Below are 16,991 nucleotides of genomic sequence, written 5' to 3'. Positions count from 1 at the left end.
AAAGCCCTGAACGTGTTCAGGGCTTTGAAATCTTTGAGTTTGAGAAAGCTTAATTGCGTGAAAAACTGCGGTTGTCAGAGGAATAACCTCTCTCTTTTTCAAGCTTTATTTTTTCAGGGTATTGGTTACCGCTGTAGCCTGCAGAGCTGGTTAATGAGCTGCAAGCAGAAATGGTTAGAGCGGCAAAGATAACTAGAAAAATTTTCATGTGAACTCCCACTTTGACTATGAATAGCACCAGTACTACGTCATGAATTAAGAGCGAGATCACAAAAAGGTCGAATTATTGACCACTTAATTTTTGCTAAGAATATTGTGCTTCAAACCAGCTTTCTAGAATCACTACAGCAGATTGGTTATCAACATTGCCTTTACTCAAGGCTTTGTAGCCACCCATGTCAAACAGTTCAGCGCGCGCTTCAGCCGTAGATAGTCTCTCATCATGCAGTTCAACATCAACACCAAAACGTCCCTTTAGGCGGTTAGCAAATTTCTTTGCTCGCGGGGTAATGGTCTCTAGCTCTTTGCCATGAAGGTCTGTTGGATACCCAACCACAATGAGGTCGGGTTGCCACTCTTTGATCTGCTTTTCAATATCGTCCCAATTTGGGATGCCATCTTTCGCTTTAAAGGCTTTTAGTGGGCTAGCTGTGCCTGTGATTTCTTGACCAATAGCGCTACCGATACTTTTTGTACCGTAATCGAATGCCATAATTGTACGTGACATAGTGTTTCCAAATTGATGAGATGGATAAAGGTTATGCGTGACCAGATTCTGCCGACAGTTGTGCTGCGTTGATTCCGAGCATCTGAACTGCGACCTTCCAACGTTCTGCGATAGGGGTGTCAAATATGACCTTAGGGTCGGCCTCAACAGTCAGCCAAGAGTTCTCAGTCAGCTCTGTCTCTAGCTGTCCTGGCTCCCAACCTGCGTAGCCTAAAGCCACAAGATAGTGTTGAGGTTCATCCTCAGTGCCGAGAACCGTAAGAATGTCACGTGATGTCGTGACAGAGAGCTGATCCGTCATGCTGATGCTGGATTGGTAGTTGCCGTTGGGCTTGTGCAGGATAAAGCCTCTGTCTTCAGCAACAGGGCCACCACTCAAGACGGGTTTGTCTAAACTGGCTTGATTCAACTTAGGCTGAGTTGCGTCGATTTCAACTTGCTTGAGCATATTGCCTACAGTGACGTTAATGGGAGCGTTAATCATCAGCCCCATTGCTCCTTCGTCATTGTGTTCGCAAAGGTAGATCACTGAGTTTTGGAAGTAAGGATCTTTCATTCCAGGCATTGCGACCAGAAAATGGTTAGTGAGATTCATAGTACCTCCTGCTCTAAAGGAAAAAGGAGCGGCTTGGTCGCCGCTCTCATGCTAACTCAGTCAGCTAATATTATTGTCTAATTATTAGCTTAGGTTATTTTGCGCTAATGCGGCGTTCAATCGCATCCATTAGCTTACCGGTAATTGAGATATTGAAGGCACCTTCAATTTCACGAATACAAGTTGGGCTGGTTACGTTGATCTCTGTTAGCTTATCACCAATCACATCAAGGCCAACAAAAATCAGTCCTTTCTCTTTCAGAGTTGGAGCGACTGCTTTAGCTATTGCCCAGTCAGTTTCGCTAAGAGGACGTGCTTCACCTGTACCACCAGCGGCTAGGTTACCACGAGTTTCGCCTTTCGCAGGGATGCGTGCTAAGCAGTAAGGCATTGGCTCGCCATCCACAACAAGAATACGCTTGTCACCATTGCTGATGTCTGGAACGAAAGTCTGAGCCATTGCGTAGTTCTGGCCGTGGTTAGTCAGTGTTTCAATGATTACAGATACGTTTGGATCGCCTTCTTTAACTCGGAAGATAGACGCACCACCCATGCCATCAAGAGGCTTCAGAATCACATCGCCGTGCTTCTCACGGAACTCTTTAATCTTTTCCGCTTTACGCGTAACGATAGTGGTTGGCGTTAACTCTGGGAACCATGCAGTGAACAGTTTTTCATTACAATCACGAAGGCTTTGCGGTTTGTTGACGATGAGCGCGCCGTTCTCTTCTGCACGCTCTAGGATGTAAGTCGCATAGATGTACTCAGTATCAAACGGAGGATCTTTACGCATTAAAACGGCATCTAAATCAGACAGGGCGATAGTTTGCTCTGACTTGAATTCATACCAGCCGTTTGGATCTTCTTTCAGTTCAACAACCTTAGTGTCGGCAATTGCAACACCTTGATCGAGGTGAAGATCATTCATCTCCATGTAATGGATTTCGTAGCCGCGGCGTTGCGCTTCAAGCATCATGGCAAAGCTAGAGTCTTTTTTGATGTTGATGGACGAAATAGGGTCCATCACGATACCGATTTTGATCATTATTTTTCTCCGTTTAACCAAGATCGCCGAAACGAACTTGTAAAGCTGTAATTGCAGTTAGAGCCGCAGTCTCAGTTCGTAGAACACGTGGACCAAGTAGCGTCTCTTCAAATTTGTATTGTTCTGTCATGCTGATCTCTTCAGCTGATAAGCCACCTTCTGGGCCAATCAATAGGCGAACTTTGTTGATCGGTTCTGGCAGAGTATTGATTGAGTACTTTGCTCTAGGGTGTAGGTTTAGCTTTAGTGCTTCGCTTGGCTCACTACACCACTCCTCGAGCTGCATGATAGGGCGAATCACAGGTACGGTGTTACGACCACACTGCTCGCAGGCGGCAATCGCGATCTTCTGCCATTGCGCTAGTTTTTTCTCGAAGCGTTTCGCATCAAGCTTCACGCCGCAGCGCTCAGAGATGAGTGGGGTAATGGTGTTTACGCCAAGCTCTACCGACTTTTGGATTGTGAATTCCATCTTATCGCCGCGAGAGATAACCTGACCAAGGTGCAGGTCGAGTGGTGACTCACTGCTGCGCTCGATTCGCTCTGTCACGTTAACCGTCACATTCTTCTTCGACACTTCGGTGATCTCAGCCGGAAACTCCGCTCCGCTACCATCAAAAAGCAGGACTTCTTGGCCCTCTTTCATGCGCAATACGCGTCCAACATGCCCTGCAGCATCCTCGCCAAGTGCGAGAGAACCTAATTGTTGAATGGGTTCAGGGTGGTGAATTCGAGGGATTCTCATGTTGGTTGACCTGTAAATTGTTTATCTGGGGTTTAGTGTCTCAGCCTAACATGGATGCGCAGTGAAGAAAAAACAAGTGGTTGGCATAAATAGGCGTGCTATCCGAAGTTTGAGAGTGACAGTTTGTAATTTATAAACTTGAGGAATAGAATCCAAGCGATTGAAAATAAATATAATTAAAACTAGGCTTATTTATGTTGCAAATGAAAAAACGTTCTATCTTAGCAGGCTCTATTATTAGCGCACTGTTGGTTGGCTGTGGGGGAGGCTCTGGCTCGTCATCAGATGCCCCTGCGAGTATTGCTTCACCTAATGTGAATGGTACGCCTTCTTTAACGTCGGTTTCGACAGTCACATCCACTTCTTCATCGTCTGATATTGTTGATTGTGCTAAGGCATTTTTAGAAAAGCGCTCTTGTGACTTATCGGTTATTCAACCTATCGGGGTCGATGGTACAGATGTCACGATTGAACAGATTGAAAGTCGGTTGGTCGTTTCACACTCATGGATGGCTGAGAGCTTTATTGCAGCACTGCGAGAAATTAACGACCAGGATCTACTCAACCTGTTTAAACCACTTAACAGTATCGTGCTCAGTTATGATGTGCGCCCATCTTTTTACAATACCGCTACGGCATCAATGTATATTGACCCGAGGTATGTGTGGCGTACGAAGAGTGAGTGGGATTCTATTTACCAACAAGATGATTACCGCAAGAACTTCCAGACAGAGTTTAAGTTCGACAAAGCGCAGCGTTACGTTGAGCAAAACTCTTACAATTACGTAACCTATTCAAATACATACAATGCAACTGCTAACTATCAGCGTGGAGCTGAGCATGTCGCGCCAGGGCTGTTTCGATTATTGGCGCACGAGTTAGCTCATGCCAATGACTTTTTACCAGCAAGTGATTTGATACAAACGCCAAGCTCAGGAACTATCTCTAGCTACCTTCAGAAGCTACAAACATTGAATCGAGATTTGTTTGATAGCAATCCGTTAACTTCAACAACATTGATAGACGCAGCACAAGTTGCGTTTCGTGGTAAGGAGATGACTGACGATGTCCGCAATTTGACCGGTGAAGCCGCTGGTATAGAGTTCGTAAGTGATAAGGCCGCTGCATTCTACTCTTATTCACATCCAGCGGAAGATGTCGCGATGCTGTTTGAAGCATACATGATGTATAAGAAATACAATGCGATCTCTGATTTTGCGTTTGTGAGCATTCCGCAATCAAGCAATCCGTCATGTGATGAATGGAAGATTCAATGGGGACAACGTTCTCGATTGTCAGATCAAGGTGTTCAAGACAGAGCCGTATTTGTGGCTAATAGAATCTTGAGCAAGTCTAGCGCTGACATTCGCATGGAGCTTGCGAACTTACCAGATAACCCAAGTGCGTTTGCGCAGGGAACAGGTTGGTGTGATAGCCGCCAATCAGGCGTGATGGCCGCTTCTCGCTCTGTACAGTGGGAAGACAACACAGTCGTCATTGATGACTTGCGCTACCTGGAAGATTTTGAACACTAATTAGCGACCAAGGCTCTTTAATTTTAAAGAGCCTTTTGTTTTTTCTGTGGGTACTTTTCTAACAATATTCAATCGTTCACTTACTTACAGCTCTCATAAACGAATGGGTTATGGTTACCTTGAATGCGGAAAATACGTTCATCACGAGTACACTCCCATTTATCGACAGGGAACTGCTTATTCCACGCCATCATTAGGTTGGTTTGTTGTTTCGATAGCTTGAAGCCGTATTCTTTGCTCATGTACAGGTAAGTGCGCGCGATTGAACCTTTGGCGCGATCGGGTGGCATAACCTTGCGCTGTTTGAAGTTAACCTGCATCTCACATTGACCGTAGCTAACGCCATCAACCCCATTCCATTGGCTGAAGTTGTAGTTAGAGCGATCACCATTCACTTCACCGATCGCAGGAGTTAGGTTGTGGAGGTCTGCTTCCATTGATTTGAAGACCTTGTCATTGCGGGTGCAGTTCTTACGACCGCCATTCTGCCAACACTGACGCTGGTGGCCGAATTGCCATGCAGGCACCACATGCTCCCACTCAATGCGAGAAGCTCGCTTCTGCTGTTTTCTGACTTCATAGCCGCAACCTTCAAGGTCAGGGACCCCTTTCTTTTTATCCTTCCAAGTAATGTCACAACCACAATAGAAAGAAGTGGGGTGGTCAAGGTAGATCTTTACGGCTTCCTGTTTTGCTTTGGAAAAAGAGCTTGGCGGCGCGGCGAAAACACTTTGGGTTACCAGTAGGCCAAATAGTATTGAAAAGCAAAAAGACACCAGTAGGCTAAATGCTTTTGAAGGTGATTTTTTCATGCGAAAAGACTGATAAAAGTATGATAATTATCAGTCTAGCACTCAAGTGACACTTTACTCTATTACATTTTATGGCTGGCTTTATTGTGCTTAGCTGAGCTGTTTACCGGTGAAAGTGAGAAGCTGCTTGCACTGCTGACAGCGGTAGCTTGCTTGATTGCGCTGCACTTTATTATGACGACGGATGGTCAGTGGGTAGAGGGTACAGCCGCAGTTGTATTCGAATGTCTTGCCTTGTACTGAGTCCACCGAAAAGCTATGCGTGGTCTTTGCTGGCACCTTGAACACTTGCTCCATTACATACTGCCACTCTTTACCATGAGGCTTAACGCGACCAAAGACTTGATGAGTAATAAGGTGTGCTATCTCATGAGGGATCACTTCCTCAATAAAGGCATCTTGATTTTCATTGAACAGCACCGAATTTAAACGTATTTCATTAAGTTGAAGATAAGCTTTTCCCGCAGCTTTCCCTCGTACTTGATAAGTCAGCTTTGGAATTGGAAATTGGCGAGAGAAGTGCGAGTTTGCAATGTGAATACACTCAGCCAATTTCTTGTTGGCACGATGGTGTAATGGGCTGTAAGACGACAAAAGTGAGACTCCAAACAAAAGGCCTTAGCTTGATGCTAAGGCCTTATCCTATCATTGCTCCCGATGTAGATCAGGTATTACATGTGGTGCTTTTTCTTGATGGTCTCATGGTAGGCGTGCCATGTACCATAGCCGAGTAGCGGCATGGTCACGATCATACCGACACCGTAAGTGGCAAAACCAATTAAGATACCGCCGCAAATGATGGCAGCCCATACTACCATAGCTGGTAGGTTAGATTTCACCGCGTTGAAGCTAGTGAATATCGCACTCATTACGTCAACTCGGCGCTCCATCATTAGTGGAATCGAGAAGGCTGAGATACTAAAAATGAGGCTAGCAATGACAAAGCCGACCACAGAGCCTGTTATCAAGAATGGGGCAAACTCAGCAAGTGGTGCACCTTGCACTGATGGGTATAGAGCATGTAACAGGGCTGCGATTCTCATCCAGAAAATCATCGCTACCATTAGCACAATGGCAAATGCCCATTGGTGAGTTGAGTTGCGAGTGATTGCCTTCATTGAGTGGAATAGACTAGCGTTGTGGCCTTTCTCTCTCTCCCAGCTAGCATCATATAAGCCGAGCGCTAAAAACGGCCCAATCAGCATGTAGACAATCAGACTCGGCATAACCACTAGGTGTGTACCTTGCCACTGAACAAGCTGAACAATCGCCACGGCAGCTGCCATAAAACATAAACCATAGAATGCACTGATCATCGGCATTCGCACTAAATCGTGAAGCGCGAGTGACAGCCAATGAAAGGGCGCAGAAATACTGACTTGGTTACACGGAATAGTGCGAGCGTATTCACTGTCACTCACCCTATTTTTGTCTTTTTTAAAATCGGATGGATTTGCAGTACGAGGCATAACTTCCCCTTAGTTAAAATAACGTCCTAAATTCAACCTCGTATGTCTTCACAGCGGCTGGCAGCGAGTCATCTTGGCTGAGCTGTTATTGAAATATCATGTCCTAGAGAGTTGTCTCGTGTTTCCTAACAGGGTGTAACCTAACCAGTTGTTGCACCAAATGTGAGCTTGATCGCCTAGGAGTACTCTAACTATTGTCACTACTGTCAAAAAACACAAATTATCCGGGGTGTTTTTGAGAGGGGTATAAGAAGAGAAGTGGACGAAATATGGTGGGGTAGTTGAGGTAACTGTATAAAAATAAAGCCCTTACTAACGAGCAAGGGCTTTTGGAAATTTTTTTGCGTAGCGTTAAATTATTTTAGGCCCGCGAAGTCAGCTAGGATTGCTGCTTTGTCTGTTGCTTCCCATGGGAACTCTTCGCGACCGAAGTGGCCGTAAGCTGCCGTCTTCTTATAGATTGGCTGAAGAAGGTTCAGCATCTCTTGAAGGCCGTATGGGCGTAGGTCGAAGTTTTGACGAACTGCTTCAATGATGATGTCATGAGATACTTTCTCAGTACCGAAAGTTTCAACCATGATAGATGTTGGATCAGCAACACCGATAGCGTAAGAAAGTTGGATTTCACAACGGTCTGCCATGCCAGCTGCAACGATGTTTTTAGCAACGTAACGAGCTGCGTAAGCTGCAGAACGGTCAACCTTTGATGGATCTTTACCAGAGAATGCACCACCACCGTGACGAGCTGCGCCGCCGTAGGTATCAACAATGATCTTACGACCAGTTAGACCACAGTCACCCATTGGGCCACCGATTACGAAACGGCCAGTTGGGTTGATGAAGAAGTTAGTGTCTTTGTTAATCCACTCAGAAGGTAGTACTGGCTTGATGATCTCTTCCATTACTGCTTCACGTAGATCAGGAGTTGTTACTGAATCACAGTGTTGCGTTGAAAGAACAACAGCGTCGATACCAACGATCTTGCCTTGGTCGTACTGGAAAGTAACTTGTGATTTCGCATCTGGGCGAAGGAAGTCTAGCTTGCCGCTTTTACGTACTTCAGCTTGTTTTTCAACAAGGCGGTGAGAGTAGGTAATTGGTGCTGGCATTAGGATTTCAGTTTCGTTTGTTGCGTAACCAAACATGATGCCTTGGTCACCTGCACCTTGCTCTTTAGGATCTGCTTTATCAACACCTTGGTTGATGTCTGGAGACTGCTTACCGATAGTGTTTAGTACTGCACAAGAGTCAGCATCAAAGCCCATATCAGAGTGAACGTAACCAATTTCACGAACTGTTTGACGAGTGATCTCTTCGATATCAACCCATGCAGACGTTGTTACTTCACCGCCAACCATAACCATGCCCGTTTTCACGTATGTCTCACAAGCAACACGTGCTTTTGGATCTTGTTCTAAGATGGCATCAAGAACAGCATCAGAGATTTGGTCTGCAATTTTATCTGGATGGCCTTCTGAAACAGATTCAGAAGTGAAAAGGTGTTTAGCCATGAGAGCTCCACTTTTAGTATTAGGTGCAAAGTTTCTATCTGCGTCGCAGCGGGCTGCGCCGAGATTAAATTCAATAAATTCTGTAGGTGTTTCTACATCTAGACGTCTATTCTAATTTTTAACGGTCGAATTACAAGCTCTTTTTTATGATATGTCATAACCAAACGATTGCTTTCTCACTTGTGCTAGTCCGTTAAAAACTAGGGAAATGTTGTAAAAGTGCGAAAACTGACCTTGAAAACCTCAGCAAAACGTTTGCAGTCGCCATAGGCGTTTGAGAGAATAACCGCGCTAATAACTAGCAATTATTTCTCATTTTTCAAATCGCTTATGCACTCAGGAGCAGACATGCCTTCTCGTAAAGATCTCGCAAATGCAATCCGCGCACTTAGTATGGACGGTGTTCAACAAGCTAATTCAGGCCACCCAGGCGCACCTATGGGGATGGCTGACATCGCTGAAGTTCTTTGGCGTGGTCACTTGAACCACAACCCAGCAAATCCAGAGTGGGCAGACCGCGACCGTTTTGTATTGTCAAACGGCCACGGCTCAATGCTAATTTACTCTCTGCTTCACCTAAGCGGTTATGAGCTATCTATCGAAGATCTTAAGAACTTCCGTCAACTGCACTCTAAGACTCCAGGTCACCCAGAGTATGGCTACGCACCAGGTATCGAAACGACAACAGGTCCTCTAGGCCAAGGCATCACTAACGCGGTTGGTATGGCGATGGCTGAGAAAGCACTTGCTGCTCAGTTCAACAAAGAAGGCCACGATATCGTTGACCACTTCACTTATGCATTCATGGGTGATGGCTGTCTGATGGAAGGTATCTCTCACGAAGCATGTTCTCTAGCAGGTACGCTAGGTCTTGGTAAGCTTATCGCTTTCTGGGATGACAACGGCATCTCTATCGATGGTGAAGTTGAAGGTTGGTTCTCTGACGACACGCCTAAGCGTTTTGAAGCATACGGCTGGCACGTAATCCCTGCAGTAGACGGTCACGATATCGAAGCGATCAACGCTGCAATCGAGGCGGCTAAAGCAGACCCTCGTCCTACGCTTATCTGTACTAAAACTATCATCGGTTTTGGTTCTCCTAACAAATCAGGCTCTCACGACTGTCACGGCGCACCACTAGGTCACGACGAGATCGCAGCAACGAAAGAAGCACTAGGCTGGGCTCACGGTCCATTTGAAGTTCCTGCAGACATCTACGCTGAGTGGGATGCAAAAGAAGCAGGTGCTGAGAAAGAAGCGGCTTGGAACGCGAAGTTTGATGCGTACGCAGCGGCTTACCCAGCAGAAGCAGCAGAGCTTAAGCGTCGTCTGAATGGCGAACTACCAGCTGAGTGGGAAGAGAAGGCAAACCAAATCATTGCTGATCTTCAAGCAAACCCTGCTGATATCGCATCACGTAAAGCATCTCAAAACGCACTAGAAGCGTTTGGTCAAATGCTTCCAGAATTTATGGGCGGCTCTGCTGACCTAGCACCTTCGAACCTAACTATGTGGTCTGGTTCTAAGTCTCTAGAAGCAAATGACTTCTCTGGTAACTACATCCACTACGGTGTACGTGAATTCGGTATGACAGCTATAATGAACGGTATCGCACTACACAGTGGTTTCGTTCCTTACGGCGCAACCTTCCTAATGTTCATGGAATACGCTCGTAACGCAATGCGTATGGCTGCTCTGATGAAAGTTCAGAACATCCAAGTTTACACACACGATTCTATCGGTCTTGGCGAAGATGGCCCAACTCACCAACCAGTTGAGCAAATGGCATCACTACGTCTAACACCGAACATGAGCACATGGCGTCCATGTGACCAGGTTGAGTCTGCAGTGGCTTGGAAACTGGCTATCGAGCGTAAAGACGCACCAACGTCTCTAATCTTCTCTCGTCAAAACCTTGCACAGCAACCTCGTGATGCAGAGCAAGTAGCGAACATCGCAAAAGGTGCTTACATCCTGAAAGACTGTGAAGGTAAGCCAGAGCTTATCCTTATCGCAACGGGTTCTGAGGTTGAGCTAGCAGTAGAAGCTGCCGCGCAACTAACGGCTGAAGGCAAAAAAGTACGCGTTGTTTCAATGCCATCTACTGATGCATTCGACAAGCAAGACGCAGCGTACCGCGAAGAAGTTCTACCATCAGACGTAACAGCACGTATCGCTATCGAAGCGGGTATTGCTGACTTCTGGTATAAGTACGTTGGCTTCGACGGTCGCATCATCGGTATGACAACATTCGGTGAATCTGCACCAGCTGGCGAACTATTCAAGATGTTCGGCTTTACTACTGAAAACGTAGTAAGCACAGCTCAAGAGCTTCTAGCTTAATGTGAGTTATCCACGAAGGCCTTATGCTGAAGTGAAAATAGAAAACCGAGCTTTGATAGCTCGGTTTTTTTATTGATTGCAACGAAAGCAGGTTACTCGAACTCACTTCCCCAGTTATCCAGCTCTTTAGTCCCACATACTTTGCATGTCACGTAGCGATCCATGTTGTAGTAGTGACCACCATTGATAATAGCGTGGGCAAACAATTTTACTTTGCCGAACCATGTTTTATCTTGGTCATAGCTGCTGGATTGGCGAACAAGTATTTCTCTGTGAGGTGTTTCTTTGTTGCACTTTCTACAAAAATGAGTCGCTGGGTATCCAGACATAACCTTTCCCTTTGGTTGAAAAACGAGAGGAAAAACAGCCGTAGAGTTTGATTAGCTCATCTTCATCATCAGTATATTGCCAGCCGACCATTGATGGCTGTTATGAATTATTTTTAGCGAGTTAGATCACTCAACTAATGCCTTTTAGGTAGGATTCGGTTATCATCTGTTGCACGAAATTTTGGTTAGATGTATGGAACTATGCTAAAAGTCGCAATCAACGGATTTGGAAGAATAGGGCGCAATGTTCTAAGAGCGCTTTATGAAAGTGGCAAAAGCCAACAAATCAAAGTCGTCGCAGTTAATGAGTTAGCACAACCTGATGCTATGGCTCATCTGCTTCAATACGACACCAGTCACGGCCGTTTCGGCAAGAAAATCTCGAACGATCAAGAGCATATTTATATTCATCATGAAAGTGGTGAAATCGATACTGTTCGTATTCTCCATTTAGCTGAAATTGACCTACTCCCTTGGCGCGATCTTGAAGTGGATATCGTGCTTGATTGTACCGGTGTGTATGGTTGCCGTGCCGATGGCCTCGCTCATATCGAAGCTGGCGCTAAAAAGGTGCTGTTCTCACACCCAGGTGCGAACGATCTCGACAACACCATTATTTATGGCGTTAATCACGACACCATCAAAGCCAGCGATCGCATTGTTTCCAATGGTTCATGTACCACCAACTGTATCGTACCTATCATCAAGGTTCTTGATGAGGCGTTTGGTATCGATTCTGGCACTATCACCACGATTCACTCGTCGATGAATGACCAGCAGGTGATTGACGCCTACCACTCGGACTTGCGTCGTACCCGTGCTGCGAGCCAATCTATTATTCCGGTTGATACCAAACTTCATAAAGGTATTGAGCGAATCTTTCCGAAATTTTCTAACAAGTTTGAAGCGATTTCTGTGCGAGTACCGACGGTTAACGTTACAGCAATGGATTTAAGTGTCACAATTAATACGAATGTGAAAGTTAATGACGTAAATCAAACCATTGTTAACGCATCTCAGTGTACATTACACAACATCGTTGACTATACTGAAGCGCCGCTCGTATCCATCGACTTTAATCACGATCCCCATAGCGCGATTGTGGATGGTACTCAAACCAGAGTGAGCAACGGCCACTTAGTAAAAATGCTAGTGTGGTGTGATAACGAATGGGGCTTTGCAAACCGAATGCTGGATACGGTACTTGCAATGCAAGCTTCTGACGGCGAGAAGTAAGGCCCGGAAGCAAATATGCGGATTATTTATTTTTAAGCTTGAAATAAATGCCAAGTATCCACATATTATGACCAGTTGAAGAATTTATAGGCTTAGCAGGGTTGCTGAGTTTCCAAAACTTTATATTTATTTAAATTTGAGAGGACAAATCATGTCTGTGATCAAGATGACTGACCTGGAACTAGCAGGTAAACGCGTATTTATCCGTGCTGACCTAAACGTACCAGTAAAAGACGGTAAAGTAACTTCAGATGCTCGTATCCTTGCATCTCTACCAACTATCAAGCTTTGTCTAGAAGCTGGTGCAAAAGTAATGGTTACTTCACACCTTGGTCGCCCAACGGAAGGCGAGTACAACGAAGAGTTCTCTCTACAACCTGTAGTTAACTACCTAAACGACGCTCTAGAGTGTGACGTTAAACTAGCAAAAGATTACCTAAACGGCCTAGAGCTGAACGCTGGTGAGCTTGTTGTTCTAGAAAACGTTCGCTTCAACAAAGGCGAGAAGAAGAACGAAGAAGAGCTATCTAAAGCATACGCATCTCTATGTGACATCTTCGTAATGGATGCATTCGGTACGGCTCACCGTGCACAAGCATCTACTCACGGTGTTGGTACTCACGCTCCTGTAGCATGTGCTGGTCCTCTTCTTGCTGCTGAGCTAGAAGCACTAGGTAAAGCAATGGATAACCCAGAGCGTCCACTAGTTGCGATCGTTGGTGGTTCTAAAGTTTCTACTAAACTGACTGTTCTTGAGTCTCTATCTAAAGTTGCTGACCAACTTGTAGTTGGTGGTGGTATCGCGAACACGTTTATCGCTGCTGAAGGCCACAACGTAGGTAAGTCTCTATACGAAGCAGACCTAGTTGAAACAGCTCAAAAGCTAATGAAAGAGTGTGCTATCCCAGTTGCAACTGACGTAGCATGTGCAAAAGCATTCGATGAGAACGCAGAAGCTGAAATCAAGCACGTTTCTGAAGTTGCAGACGACGACATGATCTTCGACCTAGGTCCAGAATCAACAGCGGCTCTAGCTGAAATCATCGGCAACGCTAAAACTATCCTTTGGAACGGCCCTGTAGGCGTATTCGAATTCAAGAACTTCGAAGCGGGTACAGCAGGTATCTCTAAAGCAATCGCTGAGTCTGCAGGTTTCTCTGTAGCAGGTGGTGGTGACACGCTAGCAGCTATCGACAAGTTCGGTATCAAAGCTGACGTTTCTTACATCTCTACTGGCGGCGGTGCTTTCCTTGAGTTCGTTGAAGGTAAAGTACTTCCAGCAGTTGCTATGCTAGAAGAGCGCGCTAAGGCGTAATGAATATGAAGGCGGGTGACTATGCCCGCCTTTAACGTTTGCTGCATGTCACACTTTTTTGCTAGAATGGCATAAGTTGTGAGCAAACGTTTGCAAGTTTTTAAACTTAAGTTTTTTAATCTTAAAACGATAGAATAAATAGGACTATTTCCATGTCTAAGATCTTCGATTTTGTAAAACCTGGTGTAATTTCTGGCGATGACGTACAGAAAGTATTTGAAGTAGCAAAAGAAAACAACTTTGCTCTTCCAGCAGTAAACGTTGTTGGTACTGACTCTGTAAACGCAGTACTAGAAGCAGCTGCTAAAGTTAAGTCTCCAGTTGTTGTTCAGTTCTCTAACGGCGGTGCTGCTTTCTTCGCAGGTAAAGGCGTTAAACTTGAAGGTCAAGGCGCTCAAATCCTTGGTGCTGTAGCTGGTGCTAAATATGTACACGCTGTAGCTGAAGCTTACGGTGTTCCAGTTATCCTTCACACTGACCACGCTGCTAAGAAACTTCTTCCATGGATCGACGGTCTACTAGACGCTGGTGAAGAGTTCTTCGCTCAAACTGGTAAGCCTCTATTCTCTTCTCACATGCTAGACCTTTCTGAAGAGTCTCTAGAAGAGAACATCGAAACATGTGCTAAATACCTAGAGCGCATGGCTAAAATGAACATGACAATCGAGATCGAACTTGGTTGTACTGGTGGTGAAGAAGACGGCGTTGATAACTCTGATATGGACGCATCTGAGCTTTACACTTCTCCAGAAGACGTTGCTTACGCATACGAGAAACTAAGCGCTGTTAGCCCACGTTTCACTATCGCTGCATCTTTCGGTAACGTACACGGTGTATACAAGCCAGGTAACGTTGTTCTAACTCCAACTATCCTACGTGACTCTCAAGCATACTGTGCAGAGAAGTTCGGTATCGCACCTAACGCTCTAAACTTCGTATTCCACGGTGGTTCTGGTTCTACTGAAGCAGAAATCCAAGAGTCTATCGGCTACGGTGTTATCAAAATGAACATCGATACTGATACACAGTGGGCTACATGGGATGGTATCCGTGCATACGAAGCGGAAAACCGTGACTACCTACAAGGTCAAATCGGTAACCCAACTGGCGAAGATGCGCCAAACAAGAAGTACTACGATCCACGCGTATGGCTACGTGCTGGTCAAGCTTCTATGGTTACTCGTCTTGAGAAAGCATTCGCTGACCTTAACGCTGTAGACGTACTATAATTCTTCTGAATTAATTAACGCTAAAGTTTTGAAAACCCGCTCATTGAGCGGGTTTTTTTGTGCCTGATAAAAACTTGTATGAAATATGTGAAAACCCTAGCGTACGGTGAATAAATTTCGTAGTCTTTTAACTATCGGTATTTGTGTTTATGCGTAAGTTTCCTTTATTCAAGAGCTTACATAAATATGACTTTGCAATCTGTCAAAGATAGGATATCGTGCCGAAAAACAGGGGTAGACACTCTGTTTAGTAAAAAGGACTTAGCCAAGATTTGTTTTTAAGGTGATGATTTCGTTATATAAAGTGAAATTATTTGTGCTTTATCTACGGTATTTGGTTTAAGGCAGTTTAGCTCGTAGCATATTACATAGAGGATGCAAATTATGGCTGAAAGCTCTACCGAATTTGAGACCCCAATTGTGGATAGTCTTTCAAATGCAGAACAGTGGTTAACGAATAACTCAGATCTCTTTATTCAGTACGGTGTAAACATCATTTCAGCACTGGTTATCCTATTTATCGGTAACATTATCGTTAAAGCGGTAGCGAATAGCGTCTCTAAAGTGCTTCAGAAGAAGAAGATGGACCGAGCTGTCGTTGAGTTTATCCACGGCTTAGTTCGTTATTTGTTGTTTGTTATTGTTCTGATTGCCGCTCTTGGTCGTTTAGGTGTTCAAACTGCGTCAGTGGTTGCTGTAATTGGTGCGGCTGGTCTAGCTGTTGGTCTTGCTCTGCAAGGCTCACTATCTAACTTTGCTGCTGGTGTACTGATTGTTGCATTCCGTCCATTCAAGTCTGGCGACTACGTTGAGATTGGTGGTGTAGCGGGTTCTGTAGATTCGATTCAGATTTTCCAAACGGTTCTAACAACGCCTGATAACAAGATGGTTGTAGTACCAAACGGCAGCGTGATTGGTAGCCCAATCACGAACTACTCTCGTCATGCGACACGTCGTATCGATCTGATGATTGGTGTTTCTTACGGTGCTGATCTACAAAAGACCAAAGAGCTTCTGACTAAGATCTGTGAATCAGATGAGCGTGTATTGAAAGAGCCAGGTGTTCAAGTTGGTGTTCATACTCTAGCGGATTCTTCAGTTAACTTCGTGGTTCGTCCATGGGTTAAAACAGAAGAGTACTGGGGAGTGTATTTCGACCTAATGCAAGCGATCAAAGAAGGCTTGGATAAAGAAGGTATCGAAATCCCATTCCCACAAATGGATGTTCACATGAACAAAGTAGAAGCTTAATCTTGAATTAGCTTCTACAGCGATAAGCTTTTGAAAGGAAAGGCGGATAACTTAGGTTATCCGCCTTTTTGTTTGATTGGTATTCTAACAATGATGTGATTACAAGTACTGTTCAATCAAGCCGTTAGTTAATACTGCTGCAATCGTAAACATCATGGTCGCGACAGCGATATCAATGCCTTTTTTCACTCTTGGTTTTGACAGTGTTGGGCCTAGCTTAGCTGCGCCTAGTGAGAGCGAGTAGAACCACACAAATGACGCAAGGATTGTCCCCAAAGCGAAAGCAAGACGATCGTTACCTTCAAATTGGCCGCCAATCGAACCTAAGATGACGACAGTGTCTAGATACAAGTGAGGGTTTAGCACGGTCACTGCCAGCGCCCCTAGGATCACGGTACGCTTACCACGAGCTAACACCTCTCCCTTTGATTCCTTGTCTGATAGTGCTTTAAAAGCACTGCGCAACGACAACAAACCATAGACAGTTAGGAAAGCGATACCACCCAGAGTTACCGAAGTTAGTAAGACTTCATTCTGCGACAAGATAGCACCACCACCAAAGATACCTAACGAAATAAATAGGGTGTCGAGCAAGCTACAAATCGTTGCTGTAGTTAAATGGTGATTGCGCTTAATACCTTGATTCAAGACATAGGCATTCTGCGCACCAATAGGAATAATCATGCTCGCACCTAATCCAAACCCTTGTAATAAAACCCAAAAACTCATTTTAACCTCCACGTAATCTGTTGAACCCTTAGTTTTAGAGAGAAGATACGCTGAGATATTGAATAAGTATAATTAATGATTTTAATCTAATATTAGACAAGCTTATACTTGTTGAATGCA

General features: G+C 44.9%; 17 protein-coding genes. 6 read left to right on the top strand and 11 right to left on the bottom strand.

Annotated features, from left to right (window positions below; translation table 11 throughout):
• Positions 1–49: 49 nt before the first annotated feature.
• From FIV04_RS26935 to rsmE, 5 genes are all read right to left on the bottom strand, one after another.
• Positions 50–208, bottom strand: coding sequence for a hypothetical protein (locus FIV04_RS26935; RefSeq protein WP_172974247.1), 159 nt, complete (start codon positions 206–208; stop codon positions 50–52).
• A gap of 96 nt (positions 209–304) precedes the next feature.
• The gene (gene ruvX / locus FIV04_RS12720; protein ID WP_032549845.1) at positions 305–727 is read right to left on the bottom strand and encodes a Holliday junction resolvase RuvX; all 423 of its coding nucleotides are present in this window, start codon (positions 725–727) and stop codon (positions 305–307) included.
• Between the two features lie 31 nt (positions 728–758).
• Positions 759–1,322: a YqgE/AlgH family protein gene (locus tag FIV04_RS12715; protein WP_032549843.1), complete on the bottom strand. Its 564-nt coding sequence runs from the start codon at positions 1,320–1,322 to the stop codon at positions 759–761.
• A gap of 94 nt (positions 1,323–1,416) precedes the next feature.
• Positions 1,417–2,367: a glutathione synthase gene (gene gshB / locus FIV04_RS12710; protein WP_152469315.1), complete on the bottom strand. Its 951-nt coding sequence runs from the start codon at positions 2,365–2,367 to the stop codon at positions 1,417–1,419.
• A gap of 13 nt (positions 2,368–2,380) precedes the next feature.
• Positions 2,381–3,112, bottom strand: coding sequence for a 16S rRNA (uracil(1498)-N(3))-methyltransferase (gene rsmE / locus FIV04_RS12705; protein WP_032549841.1), 732 nt, complete (start codon positions 3,110–3,112; stop codon positions 2,381–2,383).
• A 194-nt stretch (positions 3,113–3,306) separates the two neighbouring features.
• Here rsmE and FIV04_RS12700 point away from each other — a divergent pair, with 194 nt between their 5' ends.
• Positions 3,307–4,647 (top strand): hypothetical protein, encoded by a 1,341-nt coding sequence (locus FIV04_RS12700; protein ID WP_152469314.1) that lies wholly within the window; start codon positions 3,307–3,309, stop codon positions 4,645–4,647.
• 80 nt (positions 4,648–4,727) lie between these two features.
• Here the strand turns inward: FIV04_RS12700 and FIV04_RS12695 are convergent, their stop codons facing one another.
• The 4 genes from FIV04_RS12695 to metK form a co-directional block, all read right to left on the bottom strand.
• Positions 4,728–5,459: an endonuclease gene (locus tag FIV04_RS12695; RefSeq protein ID WP_152469313.1), complete on the bottom strand. Its 732-nt coding sequence runs from the start codon at positions 5,457–5,459 to the stop codon at positions 4,728–4,730.
• A 90-nt stretch (positions 5,460–5,549) separates the two neighbouring features.
• On the bottom strand, positions 5,550–6,053 hold the full coding sequence (locus tag FIV04_RS12690) for a SprT family zinc-dependent metalloprotease (protein ID WP_152469312.1): 504 nt from the start codon (positions 6,051–6,053) through the stop codon (positions 5,550–5,552).
• A gap of 77 nt (positions 6,054–6,130) precedes the next feature.
• On the bottom strand, positions 6,131–6,928 hold the full coding sequence (locus tag FIV04_RS12685) for a DUF2189 domain-containing protein (protein ID WP_150869299.1): 798 nt from the start codon (positions 6,926–6,928) through the stop codon (positions 6,131–6,133).
• A gap of 356 nt (positions 6,929–7,284) precedes the next feature.
• Entirely contained in the window at positions 7,285–8,439 is a 1,155-nt protein-coding gene (gene metK / locus FIV04_RS12680) for a methionine adenosyltransferase (RefSeq protein ID WP_152469311.1), read from the bottom strand.
• Between the two features lie 348 nt (positions 8,440–8,787).
• On the opposite strand from metK, the gene tkt reads away from it, so the two are divergent.
• Positions 8,788–10,782 carry a transketolase gene (gene tkt / locus FIV04_RS12675; protein WP_152469310.1) on the top strand — a complete coding sequence of 665 codons (1,995 nt, stop codon included), beginning with the start codon at positions 8,788–8,790 and terminating at the stop codon, positions 10,780–10,782.
• 92 nt (positions 10,783–10,874) lie between these two features.
• Here the strand turns inward: tkt and FIV04_RS12670 are convergent, their stop codons facing one another.
• Positions 10,875–11,111 carry a hypothetical protein gene (locus tag FIV04_RS12670; RefSeq protein ID WP_152469309.1) on the bottom strand — a complete coding sequence of 79 codons (237 nt, stop codon included), beginning with the start codon at positions 11,109–11,111 and terminating at the stop codon, positions 10,875–10,877.
• Positions 11,112–11,312: 201 nt separating this feature from the next.
• Here FIV04_RS12670 and epd point away from each other — a divergent pair, with 201 nt between their 5' ends.
• The 4 genes from epd to mscS all read left to right on the top strand — a co-directional run bounded on the left by epd (position 11,313) and on the right by mscS (position 16,142).
• Positions 11,313–12,347, top strand: a complete 1,035-nt coding sequence (gene epd, locus FIV04_RS12665) for an erythrose-4-phosphate dehydrogenase (RefSeq protein ID WP_150893404.1) — start codon at positions 11,313–11,315, stop codon at positions 12,345–12,347.
• Between the two features lie 151 nt (positions 12,348–12,498).
• Positions 12,499–13,662: a phosphoglycerate kinase gene (locus FIV04_RS12660; protein WP_032549832.1), complete on the top strand. Its 1,164-nt coding sequence runs from the start codon at positions 12,499–12,501 to the stop codon at positions 13,660–13,662.
• 152 nt (positions 13,663–13,814) lie between these two features.
• Positions 13,815–14,891 (top strand): class II fructose-bisphosphate aldolase, encoded by a 1,077-nt coding sequence (fbaA, locus tag FIV04_RS12655; protein WP_150893407.1) that lies wholly within the window; start codon positions 13,815–13,817, stop codon positions 14,889–14,891.
• Positions 14,892–15,275: 384 nt separating this feature from the next.
• Positions 15,276–16,142 (top strand): small-conductance mechanosensitive channel MscS, encoded by an 867-nt coding sequence (gene mscS / locus FIV04_RS12650; protein WP_032549830.1) that lies wholly within the window; start codon positions 15,276–15,278, stop codon positions 16,140–16,142.
• A gap of 99 nt (positions 16,143–16,241) precedes the next feature.
• On the opposite strand, the gene FIV04_RS12645 is transcribed toward mscS, so the two are convergent.
• Entirely contained in the window at positions 16,242–16,871 is a 630-nt protein-coding gene (locus FIV04_RS12645; RefSeq protein WP_152469308.1) for a LysE/ArgO family amino acid transporter, read from the bottom strand.
• Positions 16,872–16,991: the final 120 nt, after the last annotated feature.

The sequence above is a fragment of the Vibrio sp. THAF190c genome (genome assembly GCF_009363355.1).
Taxonomy (GTDB): Bacteria; Pseudomonadota; Gammaproteobacteria; order Enterobacterales; family Vibrionaceae; genus Vibrio; species Vibrio fortis_A.
Note: the sequence above shows the minus strand (reverse complement) of the source record. Positions and strands in the feature narration are given on the sequence as shown.

Bases quoted from the DNA above. Each gene is read 5' to 3' on its own strand.
- ruvX (WP_032549845.1), bottom strand. From the start codon at position 727: ATGTCACGTACAATTATGGCATTCGATTACGGTACAAAAAGTATCGGT.
- FIV04_RS12645 (WP_152469308.1), bottom strand. From the start codon at position 16,871: ATGAGTTTTTGGGTTTTATTACAAGGGTTTGGATTAGGTGCGAGCATG.
- FIV04_RS12715 (WP_032549843.1), bottom strand. From the start codon at position 1,322: ATGAATCTCACTAACCATTTTCTGGTCGCAATGCCTGGAATGAAAGAT.
- tkt (WP_152469310.1), top strand. From the start codon at position 8,788: ATGCCTTCTCGTAAAGATCTCGCAAATGCAATCCGCGCACTTAGTATG.
- gshB (WP_152469315.1), bottom strand. From the start codon at position 2,367: ATGATCAAAATCGGTATCGTGATGGACCCTATTTCGTCCATCAACATC.
- FIV04_RS12700 (WP_152469314.1), top strand. From the start codon at position 3,307: ATGTTGCAAATGAAAAAACGTTCTATCTTAGCAGGCTCTATTATTAGC.
- FIV04_RS26935 (WP_172974247.1), bottom strand. From the start codon at position 208: ATGAAAATTTTTCTAGTTATCTTTGCCGCTCTAACCATTTCTGCTTGC.
- rsmE (WP_032549841.1), bottom strand. From the start codon at position 3,112: ATGAGAATCCCTCGAATTCACCACCCTGAACCCATTCAACAATTAGGT.
- metK (WP_152469311.1), bottom strand. From the start codon at position 8,439: ATGGCTAAACACCTTTTCACTTCTGAATCTGTTTCAGAAGGCCATCCA.
- FIV04_RS12685 (WP_150869299.1), bottom strand. From the start codon at position 6,928: ATGCCTCGTACTGCAAATCCATCCGATTTTAAAAAAGACAAAAATAGG.
- FIV04_RS12660 (WP_032549832.1), top strand. From the start codon at position 12,499: ATGTCTGTGATCAAGATGACTGACCTGGAACTAGCAGGTAAACGCGTA.
- FIV04_RS12695 (WP_152469313.1), bottom strand. From the start codon at position 5,459: ATGAAAAAATCACCTTCAAAAGCATTTAGCCTACTGGTGTCTTTTTGC.
- fbaA (WP_150893407.1), top strand. From the start codon at position 13,815: ATGTCTAAGATCTTCGATTTTGTAAAACCTGGTGTAATTTCTGGCGAT.
- epd (WP_150893404.1), top strand. From the start codon at position 11,313: ATGCTAAAAGTCGCAATCAACGGATTTGGAAGAATAGGGCGCAATGTT.
- mscS (WP_032549830.1), top strand. From the start codon at position 15,276: ATGGCTGAAAGCTCTACCGAATTTGAGACCCCAATTGTGGATAGTCTT.
- FIV04_RS12670 (WP_152469309.1), bottom strand. From the start codon at position 11,111: ATGTCTGGATACCCAGCGACTCATTTTTGTAGAAAGTGCAACAAAGAA.